This is a genomic window from Flavonifractor sp. An100, assembly GCF_002161175.1.
Taxonomy (GTDB): Bacteria; Bacillota; Clostridia; order Oscillospirales; family Oscillospiraceae; genus Lawsonibacter.
Genome location: NZ_NFMA01000002.1, coordinates 122,679 through 140,137 on the forward strand (window position 1 = coordinate 122,679; position 17,459 = coordinate 140,137).

Annotated in this window: 14 protein-coding genes; 9 read left to right on the forward strand and 5 right to left on the reverse strand. The window is 55.3% G+C overall.

What is annotated here, in order from left to right; translation table 11 throughout:
- Window positions 1-405: 405 nt before the first annotated feature.
- The 5 genes from B5E43_RS01895 to B5E43_RS01910 all read left to right on the forward strand — a co-directional run bounded on the left by B5E43_RS01895 (window position 406) and on the right by B5E43_RS01910 (window position 6,960).
- Window positions 406-3,174 carry an S-layer homology domain-containing protein gene (locus tag B5E43_RS01895; protein ID WP_087393087.1) on the forward strand — a complete coding sequence of 923 codons (2,769 nt, stop codon included), beginning with the start codon at window positions 406-408 and terminating at the stop codon, window positions 3,172-3,174.
- A gap of 106 nt (window positions 3,175-3,280) precedes the next feature.
- Window positions 3,281-3,418, forward strand: coding sequence for a hypothetical protein (locus tag B5E43_RS15015; RefSeq protein ID WP_158098936.1), 138 nt, complete (start codon window positions 3,281-3,283; stop codon window positions 3,416-3,418).
- A gap of 20 nt (window positions 3,419-3,438) precedes the next feature.
- The gene (locus tag B5E43_RS01900; RefSeq protein ID WP_158098937.1) at window positions 3,439-4,920 is read left to right on the forward strand and encodes a recombinase family protein; all 1,482 of its coding nucleotides are present in this window, start codon (window positions 3,439-3,441) and stop codon (window positions 4,918-4,920) included.
- Window positions 4,921-5,228: 308 nt separating this feature from the next.
- Window positions 5,229-5,783 (forward strand): hypothetical protein, encoded by a 555-nt coding sequence (locus B5E43_RS15295; protein WP_242964667.1) that lies wholly within the window; start codon window positions 5,229-5,231, stop codon window positions 5,781-5,783.
- 82 nt (window positions 5,784-5,865) lie between these two features.
- Window positions 5,866-6,960 carry a glycosyltransferase gene (locus B5E43_RS01910; RefSeq protein WP_242964668.1) on the forward strand — a complete coding sequence of 365 codons (1,095 nt, stop codon included), beginning with the start codon at window positions 5,866-5,868 and terminating at the stop codon, window positions 6,958-6,960.
- 45 nt (window positions 6,961-7,005) lie between these two features.
- Here the strand turns inward: B5E43_RS01910 and B5E43_RS01915 are convergent, their stop codons facing one another.
- The 5 genes from B5E43_RS01915 to B5E43_RS01935 form a co-directional block, all read right to left on the reverse strand.
- A complete protein-coding gene (locus B5E43_RS01915) occupies window positions 7,006-8,322 on the reverse strand; it encodes a helix-turn-helix transcriptional regulator (RefSeq protein WP_087393094.1) in 1,317 nt (438 codons plus the stop codon).
- Window positions 8,323-8,475: 153 nt separating this feature from the next.
- Entirely contained in the window at window positions 8,476-9,810 is a 1,335-nt protein-coding gene (locus tag B5E43_RS01920; RefSeq protein WP_087393096.1) for an MATE family efflux transporter, read from the reverse strand.
- A 100-nt stretch (window positions 9,811-9,910) separates the two neighbouring features.
- Complete coding sequence (locus B5E43_RS01925; protein ID WP_087393098.1) at window positions 9,911-10,351, reverse strand: MarR family winged helix-turn-helix transcriptional regulator; 441 nt, start codon at window positions 10,349-10,351, stop codon at window positions 9,911-9,913.
- Window positions 10,352-10,415: 64 nt separating this feature from the next.
- On the reverse strand, window positions 10,416-11,591 hold the full coding sequence (locus tag B5E43_RS01930) for an alanyl-tRNA editing protein (protein ID WP_087393100.1): 1,176 nt from the start codon (window positions 11,589-11,591) through the stop codon (window positions 10,416-10,418).
- A 43-nt stretch (window positions 11,592-11,634) separates the two neighbouring features.
- Complete coding sequence (locus B5E43_RS01935; RefSeq protein ID WP_087393102.1) at window positions 11,635-12,966, reverse strand: sodium-dependent transporter; 1,332 nt, start codon at window positions 12,964-12,966, stop codon at window positions 11,635-11,637.
- A 178-nt stretch (window positions 12,967-13,144) separates the two neighbouring features.
- On the opposite strand from B5E43_RS01935, the gene B5E43_RS01940 reads away from it, so the two are divergent.
- From B5E43_RS01940 to B5E43_RS01955, 4 genes are all read left to right on the forward strand, one after another.
- On the forward strand, window positions 13,145-13,786 hold the full coding sequence (locus B5E43_RS01940) for an undecaprenyl diphosphate synthase family protein (RefSeq protein WP_087393104.1): 642 nt from the start codon (window positions 13,145-13,147) through the stop codon (window positions 13,784-13,786).
- A 195-nt stretch (window positions 13,787-13,981) separates the two neighbouring features.
- Window positions 13,982-15,370: a DUF512 domain-containing protein gene (locus tag B5E43_RS01945; protein WP_087393106.1), complete on the forward strand. Its 1,389-nt coding sequence runs from the start codon at window positions 13,982-13,984 to the stop codon at window positions 15,368-15,370.
- A gap of 38 nt (window positions 15,371-15,408) precedes the next feature.
- Entirely contained in the window at window positions 15,409-16,734 is a 1,326-nt protein-coding gene (der, locus tag B5E43_RS01950; RefSeq protein ID WP_087393108.1) for a ribosome biogenesis GTPase Der, read from the forward strand.
- Window positions 16,735-16,737: 3 nt separating this feature from the next.
- Entirely contained in the window at window positions 16,738-17,439 is a 702-nt protein-coding gene (locus tag B5E43_RS01955) for a glycerol-3-phosphate acyltransferase (RefSeq protein ID WP_087393110.1), read from the forward strand.
- Window positions 17,440-17,459: the final 20 nt, after the last annotated feature.

Here is a 17,459-nt window from a genome sequence, read left to right on the forward strand (position 1 = left end):
GGTCCCCAAGGCATTCCTGGGCCTGTAGGACCTACTGGTCCAACAGGAGCCACCGGCGCAGCGGGCGCAACCGGCCCCACCGGTCCCATGGGAGCTACCGGCGCAACGGGAGCCACTGGACCGACTGGTCCAACAGGAGCGACTGGGGCGCAGGGGGCAGTTGGACCCGTGGGAGCCACGGCTGCATGCCAGAGGACGCAACCAAAACGTAGTTTCTTAAAATATTGTTAAAAATGTTAAAACCAAACCTTAATATTTTGACTTTTTTGCTCAGAGGTACTATACTAACAGATAAGAATCACAGCACTATGAACGAATCTGCGTGCAAGCCAAATGAGTTGAGAAAAGAAGGCTGGGAAAGACGGCTAGAAATAGCGGTCCATACACACAAGGAGGAGCGAGAGAATGAAAAAAACGTTGCGAAATGTTGCGGCATTGGCACTGGGTGCCGGTATGCTCGTAATGAATGTAGCGGCGGCCAGTACGGTCTTTGCAGATGTTCCCCGCAGTCACTGGGCGTATCAGCATGTTACCCGGGCTGCAGAGGAGGGGTTAGTCTCCGGCATGGGGAATGGCGTATATGGAGTCGATAATAAACTCTCCAATGCGGAATTTTCTGCCATGATTTGTGGGCTGTTTTATTCCAATGAGGTAAAGGAACAGGGATCTTCTGGTGATTGGTGGAGGCCCTATCTAGAGGCAGCCTATCAGCGGGGAGCTTTGAGTGGTACAACTGCTGGGGCAGAGCGTGGCAAACAGCAAAAGTGGACAAGCTCTGTGGCAAATGCCCAGATAAACCGGTATGATATGGCCCAAATCATCATGAACATCTCCGATGACCAGGACTGGGAGGCACCCACTCTAAACGAGATGGCCATTGCGGTGACCCAGATTGCAGACTGGAAAAATATTCCGGCCAAATATCAAACTGCGGTGACAGTGGCCTATGCAAAGGGCTACCTGGGCGGTATGGATGACAAAGGAACCTTCATGGGTGACAGCAGCATGACCAGAGGCCAGGCGGCGGTGGTGCTGTGCAATCTGTTAGATGCGAAAAACGAAGTGGATGCGCCTGTCTACACCAATACCACAAAATTGGTCAATGGGAAAACGCCCACCCGGGAGAACGTCTATAACGCACTGCTGGATCTGAAGGACGAGTTTGGCCAGAATGATACCTGGGATACCAGCCGGGAGTATACTTCTGAGGAACTGGGGTCTGGAGAAGGTAGCCAGGGCTTTGCCTATATGCTCAGCGACCGGGTGTTTGGAGCGATGGAGGCGACCAAGCAGTCGGATATTGACCGGATGAAGCCGGGCGATGTGGTATACCTGCGCGATGAGCAGGCATATGCGGTAGTGCTTACCGTAGATGGGAATGACTTCACCTATGTTACCTGCAATTCAAAGGGCGTCATTACCTGGCGCGGAAGCGGTTACCTGGATGAATTGACCAGCCGGGATACCATCTACACCCGCTATACTGCTGCGGTCACCGATGAGTTGGCCAATGGGGACAGCATTACCGAGCGGAACGTGAAGAGCGCTCTGGCTGACCTGGAGGACGATTATTCCGACGGCGACGTGTGGAATATGGACTGGAAATACCGCTCCAATGTGATGGGCAGCCTATATGGCAGCGAGGCATTTGTCTGGACCATCAGCGATGAGGTGTTTGGGGAGCTGGAAGTGACGGAGCATCGCAAGGCGGAGGATTTACGGCCGGGCGACGTGGTCCACTTAGATGATTATGATGAGTATGTGGTGGTTCTCGATGTGGAGGACGACGCCTTTACCTATCTGGGAGTAACCAGCAAGGGAAGCATCTACTGGGACGGCTATGAGAAGCTGGACGGTCTGGACCGGGACGATACCATCTATACCCGTTATCCCGAGGATAGCAGTTCTTCTTCCTCCAGTGGGGATGAGGAACTGACCAATGGGAAATCAGTGACGGAAAAGAATGTAATGGCCCTGCTGGAGGATCTGATGGAGGACTATGAGCAGGGAGACGAGTGGGATGAGCGCTATACTTCCCGCGTGCTGGGAACAGCCAGTGGCAGTGAGGGCTTTGTTTACCTTATCAGCGATGAGATTTTTGGCAACCTGGACGTGGACGAACTCACCCGTACCTCTCAGCTACAGGCTGGGGACCTGATCGATTATAGCTATGAAGGGGATTATGTCATCGTAGTAAAAGTGGATGATGAGACTGGGCGGTTTGTTTACGCTGGAGTGAATGACAAGGGAAAGATTTACTGGAATTACAGCGCTCCGGTTGATGGCCTTTCCAGTAAGGACACTATTTATACCCGGTATCCTGATTACACATCCTCTTCAGATAAGGATGAGGATGACGACACGCTGACCAATGGTAAAAGTGTGACAGAGAAGAATGTGGCGTCTTTGTTGGAGGACCTAATGGAGGACTATGAGCAGGGAGACGAGTGGGATGTGGATGAGCGGTATAGCTCCGATGTCCTTGGCTCTGCCCGTGGAAGTGAAGCCTTTGTTTACTTCATCAGCGACGAGGTATTTGGGGATCTGGACGTGGATGACCATGACGATCCCTCGGAGCTGCGCATAGGTGATATCATTGACTACGACTACGAAGAGGAATATGTGCTGGTCGTGGACATCGATGGAGATGAGTTCACTTACGCAGGGATTTCGTCTAGTGGAAAAATTTACTGGAATCGGTATGGGTATCTGGATGAACTTGGTCGGTATGACACGATCTATACCCGTTATCCGGGCAGCAGTTCCTCCAATCGGGATGAGGATACTCTGACCAATGGGAAGGACGCGACCGAGCGGAATGTGGCCAATTTGCTGTCTGACCTGCGGGACGATTATCAAACAGGCGATGAGTGGACTGATCGTTACAGCTCGGATGTGTTGGGAACCGGCCGTGGCAGCCAGGCATTTGTATATTTTCTAAGTGATGAGATCTTTGGTGATTTGGATGTGTGGGAGCACAGCCGTCCAACCAACGCTATGGTAGGTGACGTCATTTATCTGAGCAAGTTTGACGAATACGCTATGGTGGTAGATCTGGACGAAGATGGCCTGACCTACGCTGGAGTGGACAACGACGATGAAATCTTCTGGAATGCCTACATCTCCTTTAACAATTTAAGTAGTAAGGATACCGTTTATACTCGTTATCCCTGATCGGATTAGTTAAGAAAACCGCTGGCGGACATTGTGTCCGCCAGCGGTTTTTTTACATATCCCGCACATGCCTGACATAACTTTAGTCAGGAAGGGAGGTGGGGACGTGAAAGAACATGTGCAGTTAGAAGATCAAAATCAGGAAGCTTGGTTTCTATGGAGGAAGTTGCGGGTGAAATTGGTATACGTAAACCAAAAAGATTGGGAGCAAGAAATTAGGCGTCTGCGCGGCCAAACGGATTGAAACAGGATCATCTCTGGAATGTGGCAGTTTACATCCGGTTGTCCCGGGAAGATGGAAATGATGAGAGCCTGAGTGTGGAAAATCAACGCAAAATTATTGGAACATTTTTGGAGGAATCGTTTCAGGGAGCCTGGACCTTGGCGGGGGAATTTGTAGACGATGGAGTGACAGGAACAGGAGCGGAACGTCCGGGCTTTCAGCGGATGCTGCGGGCTATAGAGGAAGGGAGGGTAAATTGTGTCGTGTGTAAAACACTGTCCCGCGCATTCCGTAATTATGCAGATCAGGGTTATTTTTTGGAGTCCTATTTTCCACGGTTTGGGGTGCGATTTATTTCGTTGGGCGGGCCGGCCGTGGATAGCTATTTGCGGCCAGAAGCCATCTGTGGATATGAGGTGCCCATCAGTGGGATTATGAACGACCGCTATGCCTGCCGCACCTCGGCAGACGTGCGAAATACGTTGAATATGAAGCGGCGCAGAGGAGAGTTTATAGGCGCTTTTGCCCCATATGGGTATCAAAAGGATATGAATTGCAAAGGAAAGCTGGTGATCGATAAGACGGCAGCAGAGGTGGTTCGGAACATTTTCTTATGGAGAGCAGAGAATGTAAGTTGCCAGGAAATTGCCCGGCGCCTTAATTTTCAAGGAATCCTGGCCCCTTCTGCCTATAAACGGCAATCTGGTCTGCGTTATCAAAATCCAAAGTTAGAAGCTAGCCGTGGCCTTTGGTCAGCCCGGACTATCTCGCAGATACTAAATAATCCGGTATACATTGGGACGATGGTACAGGGGAGACAGAGGGTGGTCAGCTACAAAATCCATGATAGGAAAGCGGTTGGGCCGGAAGAGTGGTTTGTTGTAGAGCATACGCATCCGCCAATTGTAGATCGGGAACTGTTTGATCAGGTGAACAGCTTAGTTCAAGGGAAGGTTAAAGGAAAGAACAGCAGTCAGACTCGCCACTTGTTATCAGGTTTGGTATACTGTGGACATTGCGGGCAACGGATGGGAAGAAAGACAGCTAAAGGCCATAGCTATTTTGCCTGCCGGAGAAGAGAAGGTATGGAGTGTCCCGGCAGTTCGATTCGGGAGGATCAGCTGGAGGAGCTGATTTGTGGACTGTGGGAGAAGTTAGAAGAGCAAGATAAAGGGAACTATTCTGTCCAAAGGACACAAGAGGAACAGCTTTTGAGACAGAAACAAAAGGAGTTAGAACGGTTAAAGAGAATTGGGGATACCCTGTATTTGGATTGGAGAACGCAGGTCATTTCCGATGAGGAATATGGGAGGGTACGCCAGCGGTGGAAGGAGCGTGTCCAGAAGCTGGAGTGTTGGTGCGAGCAGCAGGGAATATACGGGCAGGAGGAAGTAAAAAAACAACCTGATATATTAGAGCGATCCAATTTGGTCCGATTTGTCCGGGGGATTGTGATAGGTCAGAAAGGAGAGGTGGCGCTTTATCTGTGCGCTCAAAATGAGAGAAGGGAGGGGAGTAATTGAGCTGGGTTGTGCTACTGTAGCATGCAGCCACAGGCCCCACCGGCGCAACCGGCCCCACGGGAGCTACTGGCGCAGCGGGTGGCACCGGCCCCACTGGTCCCACGGGAGCTACCGGCGCAGCGGGAGCCACCGGCCCCACTGGTCCCACGGGAGCTACCGGCGCAGCGGGAGCCACCGGTCCCACTGGCCCCACAGGAGCCACCGGCGCAGCGGGAGCCACCGGTCCCACTGGCCCCACCGGCCCCACTGGCCCCACGGGACCTACTGGCCCTGCTGGGGATACAGGCGAAGCAGGTACCCCGGCTACTTTGGCGGTTGGTACTGTAACTACAGGTGATCCGGGCACCAATGCTGAGGTGACTAACTCAGGCACCAGTCAAAATGCGGTGTTTGATTTTACGATTCCCAGAGGGGCAACGGGCAGCAGTGCCCCCGTATCTTTGCTTTCGGCCTATTCTACCCCGCCTCAGCCTGGGGCTTCTGGCGACCCTGTGCTGTTTGATAAGAATGGACTGTCCTATGGCAGTGATGTTTCCCATACGGCGGGGAGCGGCACAGTAACGTTACAGACACCAGGTGTGTATACGATTGCATTCCATGGGAATGTGGCTCCTGGAGCAGGTTCTGAATTCCCACTGAGTATTACCTTGAACTTAATGCAGGACGGCTCCACAGTACCAGGGGGATCGGTACTGCATACCTTTAATAACAGTTCGGATACGGCAAATTTAGCGTTTTCAGTGCCAGTGCAAGTTACAAATGCACCTTCAACATTAGAGGTTGAGGGGAGCGGAGGAAACTATTTATATAGTGCAGTTGCTCTAACGGCCTATCGTTTGGGGGATATTCCCAGCGGGTCCTGAGCAGGAAAACGTACGAGGAGGGGGTGAAATTCACTCTCTCCTTTTTGTTTAATGGATGCGTAAGGGAAAGGGGTATGGGGCATTGCGTGTAGTTGTGTATGGGATTTGCAAAAATGAAGAGCAGTTTGTAGACCGGTGGATGGATTCCATGTCCGAGGCAGACCAGGTAGTCGTATTGGACACAGGCTCCACCGATGCAACAGTGGAAAAGCTGCGTCAGCGGGGGGCCAGTGTAACAGTAGAAGTCATTACACCCTGGCGCTTTGATACGGCCCGGAACCGCTCTCTGGAGCTAGTGCCTGAGGATGCGGAGATCTGTGTTTGCACAGATTTGGATGAGGTGTTTCATCCGGGTTGGCGGAAGGAGTTAGAGCAGGTATGGGAAGAAGGGGCAGGTCAGGCCACATATCGTTATACCTGGTCTTTCAATCCCGATGGATCAGAGGGAGTTGTGTTCTGGTATGAAAAAATCCATGCCAGATGGGGCTATCGGTGGGTCCATCCGGTCCATGAAGTGCTTGCTTGGGTAGGAGAGGGGCGCCCGGGTCCCACGGTGGTGGCGGACGGAGTGCAGCTGGATCACCATCCAGATCCCACCAAATCCAGGGGGCAATATCTGGCGTTGCTGGAGTTGTCGGTAGCGGAGGACCCGGAGGATGACCGGAATGTCCATTATCTGGGGCGGGAGTATATGTTCCGAGAACGATGGGACGACTGTATCGCTACTCTGAAGCGGCATCTTTCCATGCCAAAATCCACGTGGAAGGACGAACGAGCGGCCTCCATGCGGTACATTGCCAAGGCGTATTTGGGGAAAGGGAACCAGCAGCAGGCACAAGACTGGTATCTAAGGGCTATCGCGGAGGCTCCCTATCTGCGGGAGCCATGGATGGACTTAGCTGAGTTGCTTTATGAGCAAGAGGAGTGGGATGGGGTACTGTATATGACTGGGCGGGCCCTTTCTATCACCCATCGTCCCCGGACCTATATTTGCGAAGCTGCCCCGTGGGGCAGCCTGCCCCACGACCTACGGTGCATCGCCTTTTACCACACGGGGCGAAGGCAGCAGGCCCTGGAGGAGGCACGGAAGGCCCTGGCTCTGGAGCCGGGAAATGAGCGACTGCGAGGCAATGTGGAGCTTTTGGAACAGGAAATGGAAACAGCGGTCCACCCCTGATGGGGCGGGCCGCTGTCAACGGTTTCAGCCGGGCAAGCCGTACAATTAAAATTCCCAGTCCGCCGGATCGCTGGAGAGAACCTTGTCCTCAGGATACTCCAACGCTCCATTTCTCACGATATAGCCAGGGGCATCCTGAGCTATATAGGAGCGGCCATATTGGTCGGTGAGCAGGGCGGCAAAGTCAATCTGATCCCCCTCCTCCACCTCCAATTGGGTGGCAGGGAGAACGAAGTAGTCGGCCGGCGTGTCCGGGAGGGATTTCAAGCTGCTGGGGATTTGGTCGGTAGGCTCCAGCCAGCACACCAGCTTGTGGTTGCGGAAAAGCCCCACTTTCCTGCTTTCCCATTGGGACTGCTCCAGGTCGGCGTTTGTGGCAGGCACATAGGGGTTAGAGTGGGCCAAAATGGCGGTGGTTTCCGGGAGCTGCAATAACCCGGGCTCATCCTTCTGTTTGCCGGGAAAAACGGTTTCCACACAACTCAGAAAGGCCGTGGGAAAGGAATCAGTGTATAGGTCCTGGTATTGATCCAAGATTTGAGTCTCCCGCACTCCATCACGGAGGAAAACGATGGAGATGGTAATGGAGTCGGTGAGAGGACAGGTGACCTCGGCAGTCAGGGTTTGGTCATGGACCTCTCCCTGGGACTCCACCGTTTGGACGGTTTCCCCGGTGCTTTCCACCAGAAACATAACCTCCGTGCCCTGGAAATAGGTCTTGGGGACTGCCCGGAGGTGAAAGGTGACGGTGTTGGCCCGCAGATCACTTCCGGCAATTTGGGTGGAGTAGTCGGCCAGGAGACTGTTTTGGGCCTTGAGGATATCCTCCACCCGTCCGGTGAGGGAATCGATCTGACTGTCCACCGAGTAGGTGATGTTATCAATGGAATTGGACAGGCTGTCATATTGCTGCTGGGACCGGTCTATTTTACCGTTGAGAGTAAAGACCGAGGCGACGATGATGCCGCACAGCACAAAGAGGATGGGTACCGGCCATCTCTCCCAGGGGGACGAGGGCTTTTGATGGAGTTTTTCTTCCACCAACTGCTCCACCTGCTCCTGGGTCAGAGAGAAGGGATTTTCTTGCTGATAGCGCCGTAAAATTTCTTCCACCAGCCGGCGCTGTGCTTCCGTGAACGTCTCGCCATCTGCGTTAGAGGAGTCCTTCTCCACGCCCAACAGCCAACCTACATTTACTTGAAAAAGCCGGGCCATGGCCACCAGCTTGTCAATTTCCGGCAGAGAGGCGTCGCTCTCCCATTTATAGATGGACTGCCGGGAGACCCCCAATAATTCTCCCAGCCGCTCCTGCGAGAGCTCCCGTTCCTTTCGTTTGGCCGCAATGCGCTGGCCTGTCGTCATGAAAGACCACCTCCTGATGGAGAGATGGTAACACAGATGGGAAAGAACGTCCACCCATCCCTGGTTTTGAATCTGCTAACCAGCGGTTTACATGGAAAGAAAACCTTACTCTCCCAATGGATTTCAAATGGAATGGTAAAAATTTAGCTCTAATCAGACATAATGATATTTGCCGCGCTTTCCCACCAGAAAACAAAGGGATACCATCAAGGCAGTCACCTCGGCGGCCACAATGGCCAGCCAGATTCCATCCACACCCAGCACGGCGGGGAGGAGAAGAACCGCTGCGGTTTGAAAGAGCAGGGTACGCAGGAAAGAGATCAGGGCGGAGACCAGCCCATCATTGAGTGCGGTAAAGAAGGCAGAGGCAAAAATGTTAAAGCCTACGAACAGGAAGGAGATGGAGTACAGGCGCAGTCCCCGGGCAGTGAGGTCCAGTAATTGGACGTCGTAGCCCACAAAGATGGTGGCCAGGGGGGTGGCTAGAGCCAAAGCGATCCCGGTAAGCAGAATGCCGCCGCCGCCCACCAGTGTGAGACTTTTGCGGAAAAGTCCCTTTAGCTCCTGGTGATGAGCAGCCCCGTAATGATAGCCGATGATGGGAGCGCTACCGATGGAATATCCAAGAAAAATGGAGATAAAGATAAAGTTCACATACATAATGACTCCGTAGGCGGCTACCCCATCCTCTCCCACCATGCGCAGCAGCTGGAAATTGTAAAGGATGTTTACCAGGGACAGGGAGAGGTTGGTCATCAGTTCCGAGGAGCCATTGGAACAGGTTTTCCAAAGAGCACGGAGGTCCAGCTTGGCCCGGGTCAGGCGGAGCAGGCTGGAATTACGGGGATGGGAGAAGTAGAGCAGAGGGACCATTCCGCCCACCGCCTGACTGAATGCGGTGGCAATGGCTGCTCCGGCCAATCCCCAGGGGAGAATCGCCACAAAAAGAAAGTCCAGTACCATATTGGTCACTCCGGCCGCTACGGTGACGGCCAGACCCAAATGGGGCTTTTCCGCAGTGACAAAAAAGCTCTGAAACACATTTTGCAGCATGTACAAGGTCTGAGCGACTAGAATGATCCGTCCATACAGCACGCAGTCCTCCAGCATGGAGCCCGAAGCGCCCAGTGCGGCGGCAATGGGGCGCAGCCAGATGAGACCCACCACGGTAAACAGCACGCCGGCGACAATGGTCACATAGATGAGCATGGAAAATAGGGCATTGGCCCGCTCCCGCTTTCCCCAGCCCAGGGTGACGGCCACCAGGGCACTGCCGCCTGTGCCGATCATAAAGCCCAGAGCGCCCAGTCCCATGAGAACGGGCATGATGAGGTTGACAGCGGCAAAGGAGGTCTTACCCACAAAATTGGATACAAACAGTCCGTCTACCACCCCGTAGATGGAGGTAAAAATCATCATAAGGATGGAGGGAAACACAAATCGAAGCAGCCGCCCCACGGTGAAGTGGTCGGAAAGTTGAATCTTCATGGTAACGCTCCTTCCAGGGCAAAAAACCGCGCCCGGTCTCTCTTTGGGAGAGAACCGAACGCGGTTTCCTGATGATCTGAGATCCAGGGACACGCTGCTGTCAAGGGTTATCTTCTACCAAGTCCCGAAAGCCAAAGACATACGCCTGAGTCAGGCGAAACAGCTCCTGCTGCTGTTCCAGAGGAATTTGGGAAAAGGCCTGTTGCTCCATCTGGGCCACCGGAGCAATTTTATCCCGAACCACCCGCTTCCCCTCGTCAGTGAGGAATATGTGGGTGTCCCGCCCCTTTCCAGAGGTCAGACGGATCAGCCCCTCTCGCTCCAGCTTCCGGATGGAGGAGTTAATGGTCTGCTTACTGATAAAGGAAAAGTTGCAGATATCTTTTTGTAGGCAGCCGTCTCCTGTCATACACAGGGTGTAGAGAATGTCAAAGGCACTGTCGGACAGGCCCGCACGGCGGGCCAGTTCGTGGTAGAGATCGTCCATTTCCTTGAACAGACGGTTATACTCCCGCAGCAGCTGAGATTGGACAGGGATCATGGTGCCACACCCCACAGTCTGATTTCATACTTGCTGCGAGAGCCAGTATAGTATGATTTCATACTCATGTCAAGCCCTCGTTTCCCCGTGAACCGTTTTGATTAAGAAGAAAGGTGCAGATTTCCTCTTGAGAGGCCTGGAGCGAGCCCTGTACAAAGTCCGGCTTTCCGCCGCCTCGGCCCTGGAGGGCCTGGTTCATGGTCTTGGTAAAGGCCCGCAGATCACCTCCACGTTCGCCCATGGCATATTTGTATCCGCTCTCCTCTGAGCCGGAGAAACAGGCGCACCGGCCGGAGCAGGTCTGAAGCAGGGCATCACACAGACGGCGCAGACTGTCAGGGGAAAGACCCTCCTCAAAGAGAACCACATCCTGCTCACCGGCATGTTCCTGGGCCAGGGCAGCAAAATGCCGTTCCTCCATGGTGAGGACCCGGGATTTCAGGGCGGTGTTCTCCTCCAGCAGCCGCTGTACGGCTGTTCCCGTCTCAAAGACCTTGGCGGAGAGGAGGGTGGAGACCTGGTGATTTTGGTCCATCACATGGTTGATGTAGTTCATCGCCCGGCCACCGCACACCAGTTCAATGCGCACGCCCTCCCGGAACTTCTGCACCGATAGCAGCTTTACCAGTCCCACCTGACCCGAGGAGGAGACGTGGGTGCCGCAGCAGGCGCAGGTGTCGGCTCCGGGGAAGGATACAATGCGTACCCGGCCGGACAGGGCCTTTTTGCTGCGGTACTCCAGTACCTCCAACTCCTGCGGGGAGGGGAAGGTGATGGAGATGGGGTGGTCCTCCCAGATATAGCGGTTGGCCTGTCCCTCCAGCCAGCGCAGCTGGTCCTCGTCCAGCACCACGTTCAGGTCGATGGTGATCACGTCCGCCCCCATATGGAAGCCCACATTGTCGCAGCCGAAGGCGGCGTGGGCCAGACCGGAGACGATGTGCTCCCCGGAGTGGTGCTGCATCAGGTCGAAGCGCCGCTCCCAGTCAATGGCCCCCTCTACACAGGTGCCGGGGGTCAGGGGAGCGTCGCAGGTGTGGACCACCCGCCCATCCCGCTCGTGGACCTCCAGCACCCGGACACCGCCCAGGGTGCCCAGGTCGTAGGGTTGTCCGCCTCCCTCGGGGTAGAAGGCGGTCTGGTCCAGCAGGATATCAAAGCCCTTTTTGCTGGGGGTGCAGGACTCCACCTGGGCGGAGAATGTAGTCAGATATGGGTTTTCCTCATATAGCTTTTCCATCGGTAATACCTCTAATCCTCATTTGCATTGATCATAATTGAAATCAGCCGATTCCGCCGTCTACCACAGCACCCAGAATCAGTACGGCCAGAGTCACGCCGCAGAACAGGTACTTAGCCATAGGATAGAACCAGGAACCCAGAGGCTTACTTCTGGCCAGGTTGACCTGTTCCAGTACATAGTCCTTGCCGCATACCCAGAAGAACATGATGCCGGCCAGCAGAGCACCCAGGGGGCAGATGTAGATGGAGCACACATCCATCCACTGAGAGACAATGGGGGCGATGACCAGCCCCACACCAATGCCCACGACCCCAATCACGGCTACCGCCGCCGGGCGCTTGAGGTGGAACAGCTCCTGAAGGGTGGCAGTAGGGGCCTCATAGAGGTTGATGAGGGAGGTTAGGGCGGCAAAGACAACGGCCAAGAAGAAAATGGCCAGGATGACGTCCCCTCCGGGGATGTCCTTCAGCACATTGGGGAGGAAAATGAACATTAGGCCCGGGCCGCTGTTGTTCAACTGCTGCCCGGCCACCGCCATAGCGGGAATGATGACCAGAGCGGCCAATAGGGCGGCACAGGTATCGAAAATAGCCACCATTTTGGCGTCAGCGGGAATGTCCGAATCCTTGCTCAGGTAGGAGCCGTAGATCAGGGTGCCGTTGCCTGCGATGGACAGGGAAAAGAAGGCCTGTCCCAGGGCGTAGACCCAGACCATGGGGTCCAACAGTCCCTCGGGCTTGAGCACAAAGATGTACTGGTAACCGGCGGCGGAACCAGGGACCGTAACCAGATATACAGCCAGACCAATGAAGAGGAGGTAGAACAGAGGGGTCATTACTTTATTGGCCTTCTCGATTCCCCGGCCGATTCCGAAGATCATGATGGCGATGGTGGCCGCCATAGCAAGCAGCTGCCACAGGGTGTTGCTGGTGGCGGTGGCTCCAAAAAGGGAATTGAAGGCATCCAGATCCGACAGACCGGACAGGGAGCCGGTGAAGGACAGGGCGGTATACTTAAAAATCCAGCCGGTGACCACCGAGTAGCCAATAGCCATAGCTAGGGAGCCCAACACCGGGATGAGACCCAGCAGGCGTCCGGGCCGCTGGGTGCCAAAGTGCATCTGGGTGGCCGCACCGAAGGCATCAATGGGGCCGGAGCGGGTAGCCCGGCCAAAGGCCATTTCCCCGATCACCCCAGTGGAGCCGATGATGAACACAAAGATCAGGTAGGGGATGAGAAAGGTAGCCCCTCCATATTTGGAAATGCGGGCGGGGAAGAGCCAGATGTTGCCCATTCCCACAGCGGAGCCAATGCAGGCCAGGATAAAGCCCCATTTGGAGCCCCAGGAATCCCGCTTCGTGCTGTGTGCCATAAAACCAATCACGCCTCTCTTGTTTGAACCGGCACCTTGCCGTGTACCAGTAAGCATACCATATTCCAGGAAAAAAGCAAAGGGGTGTATCCTTTTATAAAAGAGAAAAAGGGGGAGGGAGGATGAGAATAGGGGGAAAGGGAGGGGGCTATACTAAAATCTGGAAAGAGGTGAGGATATGCGCATACCCAAGCATATCGGAGTGATCCCCGACGGAAACCGGCGCTGGGCCAAGGAAGCGGGACTGGAGAAAAAGGAGGGCTATGCCCACGGGTTGGCCCCCGGGCTGGAGGTGCTGCGTCTGGCCCGGCAGGCGGGGGTGGAGGAGCTGACCTATTACGGCTTTACCACCGACAACTGCGGGCGGCCCGCCGAACAGGTGGAGGCTTTTTCCCGGGCCTGTGTGGAGGCAGTGGAACTGATTGCGGCCGAACCGGTGTCCCTGCTGGTGGTGGGCAATACCAAAGCCCGAGTATTTCCTTCTCGGCTGCTGCCCTATACCACCCGGCAAGACTTTAACGGAGGGGGCATGCGGGTCAATTTTTTGGTCAACTACGGTTGGGAGTGGGACTTGGCTGGACTGGAGTGTCCTGGAAGCAGCCGTCCTGCCATCTGCCGGCAGCTGCAATCCAGAGACATTTCACGGGTAGATCTGGTGATCCGTTGGGGCGGCATGCGGCGGCTGTCCGGTTTCTTGCCTGTGCAGGCGGTGTACGCCGACTTTTATGTGGTGGACCGGCTATGGCCCGATTTTCAAAAGGAGGACTTTTGGCAGGCTCTGGAGTGGTACCAGAAGCAGGATGTGACATTAGGAGGATAGGCAGGGAACAATTGAAAAGGGGAAAACAGGCTTTTTGCATGAACATGCAGAAAGCTTTTTTCTTCGAATAAGGAGAATTTGCTGATATCCGCGGGAAATCAGGGAGGAAGGGGCAGTTGCCCTTGCAATATAGAGAAACCTATTGTAAAATGGAGCGAATACGGCAATCTGACATACGGAAAGGCGGGATGTTCCATGAGCATGACGGTCATCAAAGCGGTGGACCCACGCAGTCCCGCCCACCGGGCAGGGGTGCGGCCGGGGGAGACGTTGGCGGAGATCAACGGCCACCCCATTGTGGATGTGCTGGATTACAAGTTTTATAGCTACGATCCCCGTCTGGAGCTGAAGCTGCGGCAGTCGGATGGAACGGTGCGTACCCTGCGGGTGCGGAAATCCGAAGGGGAGGACCTGGGACTGGAGTTTGAGACCTATCTCATGGACCGGGCCCGCTCCTGTGCCAACAACTGTATTTTCTGCTTCGTGGACCAGATGCCTCCCGGTATGCGGAAGAGCCTCTATTTTAAGGATGACGATGCCCGCCTGTCCTTTTTGATGGGCAATTACCTGACCCTCACCAACCTATCCCCCCGGGAGGTGCAGCGGATCATCGACCTGCGGATCTCTCCCATCAATGTCTCCGTCCATACCACCGACCCGAAGCTGCGGGGTGAAATGTTGAAAAACCCCAGAGCGGGGGAGGGCATTGCTATTATGGAGCGCTTTGCCCAAAACCATATCACTATGAACTGCCAAATCGTCTCCTGCCCCGGCATCAATGACGGTTCGGCTTTGGACAAGACTCTCCGGGACCTGGCAGGGATGTTTCCGGCAGTGAACAGCATTTCGGTGGTCCCGGTGGGCGTGACCAAATATCGCCAGGGGCTCTACCCCCTCCAGCCGTACACCAAGGAACAGGCTGCCGCTCTGGTAGATCAGGTGGAGGCCTTTGCCCAAGCTCACTGGGAGGAGAAGGGAACCCGTCTGGTGTGGTGCTCCGATGAATTTTATCTTCTGGCCGGGCGGGAACTGCCGGAGGAGGAATATTTTGAGGAGTTTACCCAGCTTGACAACGGAGTGGGCATGCTCCGCCTGTTGAGAAGCGAGTTTTCCCGGGCCTTAACGCTGGCCGAGCCGGAGGAGCTGGAAGGCATCGCTCCCTTTTCCATTGCCACAGGGGTGTCAGCCGCCCCCTTTCTGGGGGAATTGGTTGACATGGTCCAGGGAAAATGTGGTAAAATAGAGGGGAAGGTATACCCCATTGTGAACCACTTTTTTGGGGAGACCATTACGGTGGCTGGGCTGGTCACCGGCAAAGATCTGATGGAGCAGCTTCGAGGGCAGAAGCTGGGGGAGCGACTGCTCATCCCGGCTAATATGCTCCGCTCCGGAGAGCGGGTTTTTTTGGATGATGTGACCTTGGACGAGGTGGAAGAGAAATTAGGCGTGCCGGTGATCCCGGTGGCCCAGGACGGCTATGAGCTACTGGACGCCATGTGCGGCCTGGTGACGGCTCCGCCCCCGTCAAAGCCCAACTTGCCTGAGGATGAGTATTACCGCTATAACCCCGGTGTCCGGGGCTGACAGCGGGCAGGAGAACGGAAGAAATTAGGAGTGATTGGATGAAACCATTAGTTGCCATCGTGGGCCGGCCCAATGTGGGCAAGTCCATGCTGTTTAATAAGCTGGTGGGCCAACGGCTGTCCATTGTGGAGGACACACCAGGCGTGACCCGGGACCGGCTGTACGCCCAGTGTGAGTGGAGAAACCGGGTCTTCGACCTAGTGGACACCGGGGGTATTGAGCCGGGGACGGACGACCAGATCCTGTCCTTTATGCGGGAGCAGGCGGAGATCGCTATTTCCACTGCTACGGTCATCGTCTTTGTCTGCGATGTGAAGACGGGGATGACCGCGGCCGACCAGGAGGTAGCCAATATGCTTTTGCGCTCGGGGAAGCCGGTGGTGCTGGCGGTGAACAAGGCCGACCAGGTAGGCCGGGAGAACCCGGACGTATATGAATTTTATAACCTGGGTCTGGGCGATCCCATCGCAGTCTCCGCCGTCCACGGCCACGGCACCGGGGACCTGCTGGACGCCTGCTTTGAATACTTCCCCCCCGAGGAGGAGGAAGAGGAGGAGGACGACACCATCAAGGTGGCCATCATTGGCAAGCCAAACGTGGGCAAGTCCTCCCTGGTCAACCGGATTTTGGGCCAGGAGCGGGTGATCGTCTCCGATGTGGCCGGAACCACCCGGGACGCGGTGGACAGCTACTTTGAAAACGAGAAGGGCAAATACTGGTTTATCGACACCGCCGGCATGCGGAAAAAGTCCAAGGTGGATGACCGGATCGAAAAGTTCTCCGTCCTGCGCTCCACCATGGCCATCGAGCGGGCGGACGTGTGCCTCATTATGATCGATGCCCGGGATGGGGTCACCGAGCAGGACACTAAGGTGGCCGGCCTGGCCCATGAGGCGGGAAAGGCCTGTATCATCGTGGTCAACAAGTGGGACGCCATCGAGAAGGACGGCAAGACCATGGACAAGATGCGCCAGGACGTGATGCGGGACTTAAGCTATATGACCTACGCCCCCATCGTCTTCATCTCTGCCCTCACGGGCCAGCGGGTGGACCGGCTCTTTGATCTCATCAATTATGTCAACAACCAGGCGGCCACCCGAATCTCCACCGGCATGCTCAACTCGGTGTTAGCCGATGCCACCGCCCGGGTCCAGCCCCCCACCGACAAGGGTCGGCGGCTGAAGATCTACTATATGACCCAAACGGGCATCCGTCCCCCCCATTTCGTCTGTTTTTGCAACGATGCCCGGCTGTTCCATTTTTCCTATCAGCGGTACCTGGAAAATCAAATCCGCAGTACCTTCGGCCTGGAGGGCACTCCCGTGCGCATGACCATCCGGCAGAAGGGCGACAAGGAGGGGTAAAGAATGGATCCCACCAATGTACCCGCAGGTGTAAGTCCCGATTATTCGGCGGTTCTGGGAGCGGCACTGCAATATGCTCTGCTTCCTGCCCTACTGGTGGCGGCTGTAGCCTATTTTTGCGGCTGCTTCAATGGGGCGGTCATCGTTTCAAAATATATCCTTCGAGACGATGTGCGTACCCACGGCAGCGGAAACGCTGGCCTTACTAACTTTTTCCGCACCTTCGGCGGCCCCCTCACCTTGGTGGTCATCCTCTGCGATGTGCTGAAAGCGGTGGTGGCCGTGTGGGTGGGGATCCTGGCGGCCAAGTATATGATTTTGGATGATGCCATGATGATTACTCTGGGAAAATACTGGGCCGGCCTGTGGTGCCTGTTGGGCCACATGTTCCCCTGTATGTTTGGCTTTAAGGGGGGCAAGGGCATCCTCTCTGGCGGGGCCATCGCCATCATGATCGACTGGCGGGTGGCCCTGGTCGTGTGGGGCGGCTTCCTCATTCTGGCTGTCCTCACCCGGTATGTCTCTCTGGGCTCCTGCTGGGCTGGAGCCTCCTTCCCCTTTATTACCTGGTTTGTCTACCGGGACCCCGTCATCACCGGCCTGGGAGCTTTTATTGGCCTGCTCATTTTGTATATGCACCGGGGCAATATCCATCGTCTACTCACGGGCACGGAAAATAAATTTACCCTACATAAAAAGCATTGATCCTAAGAAGGCAGAATGGG